This is a genomic window from Faecalibacterium intestinale, assembly GCF_040096575.1.
Classification (GTDB): domain Bacteria; phylum Bacillota; class Clostridia; order Oscillospirales; family Ruminococcaceae; genus Faecalibacterium; species Faecalibacterium intestinale.
The window spans coordinates 1-1,217 of the sequence record NZ_JBBMEN010000066.1; the positions used below are offsets into that span (position 1 = coordinate 1).

The 1,217-nt window shown below is 44.5% G+C and carries 1 protein-coding gene and 1 pseudogene; both read right to left on the reverse strand.

Translation table 11 applies throughout. From position 1 onward, the window contains the following. A pseudogene (locus WMO20_RS14375) lies at positions 1–155 on the reverse strand (relaxase/mobilization nuclease domain-containing protein); the annotation flags it as partial. A 251-nt stretch (positions 156–406) separates the two neighbouring features. Then, on the reverse strand, positions 407–862 hold the full coding sequence (locus WMO20_RS14380) for a DUF3592 domain-containing protein (protein WP_015537049.1): 456 nt from the start codon (positions 860–862) through the stop codon (positions 407–409). Between the last annotated feature and the right edge of the window lie 355 nt (positions 863–1,217).

Below are 1,217 nucleotides of genomic sequence, written 5' to 3' on the forward strand. Positions count from 1 at the left end.
GGGTGAGTGCAGACGATGGCAGGATGAGCGGGGAAGTTGTCCTTGCAGAACTGCAAGCCAAGGGCTTGCGCCCGCTCCATGGTCAGGCCGTTCTCTACTGCGTCCTTCGGGTCGAAGCTGATGATATAATGGTGGGTCTTCACGTCCGCAGACTGTTCGTAAAACAGTATTCAACAAATGACACGGCAACTGGATGTCAGGATTGGTTACTGTTCACTCCGCTAGGCCTAAAAAGCATTAAGTCCCATGACCACACCGCCGAGGTGTTGGCCATGGGACTTTTTGTGTCTGGGAGCGGCACACCTCTATCGAGGTGTAACACACTAGACTTTGTTCCAAAGTCGTGTGCCAAAGGAGATTACGCTCCTTTGAAATTTCCGTCATCATAGAGGAAAGAAACAACCTATTAACTTTCCCATGCAGCAACAATGCTTCTTTCTGGGTTTTGAGGGTCAATAGTCACCTTTATAGGTGTTCCCTTGCTCACGAGAGGTTTGAACCAAAACCAATGGGACTGTCCATAATAAGTGTCTTTTCCAATCTTGTATTGGTACCGAATCACCCAAGGATAAATTACATCTTCATCAGCAAGGTGATAGGTACTCATGTGGAATTTTATGTGAACCCTTTTTACTGCATTAACTTTTCCGGAAACAATCTTTCCGTTTTTCAGCAGGTCTGCTTTGCGGATGTCTGTAATCCATGCTACCCCGATAATTGCCATAGCAATAAGCCACGCAGCTATGAGTGCCCCGATTCCAACTTGCTTATAGGCGATAGAAATCAGAAAAGCAACAAAAATCCCAACAGCACCAAGAATATGGAGCAAATCTTTAGAAAAGAACTTATGGATTTTTTTCATGGAAAGACACTTCCTTTCTCGGTAGACAACATTATTTATTCTATTGTATCATATGCTCTGTGTTTTTTCAAACCAAGTCAAGTGATTGGTGAAACGACATGAAATAATTGCATCTCACGACAGGTCACCGAAGATAATTGGATTTTTGCAAAAAGAGGAGTAGTGTATCGTCGAAGGATGTGTTATACTCAGTCCATGGAACAATTATGAACTTTATTGTTACTCGGCAGGGTTTGGGGCAGGCACGCCCCAACAAGAAGCACTTCGGAAACGCACGAGCGTTGCAGAAGTGTAGTCCCGGAGGAACACAGAATTTTCAAGAATTGAAAATTTGTGGCCACGGGACGGTTCTTGC

What these genes read in the sequence shown, in the direction of transcription:
- WMO20_RS14380 (WP_015537049.1), bottom strand. Translation starts at nt 862, where the DNA reads ATGAAAAAAATCCATAAGTTCTTTTCTAAAGATTTGCTCCATATTCTT.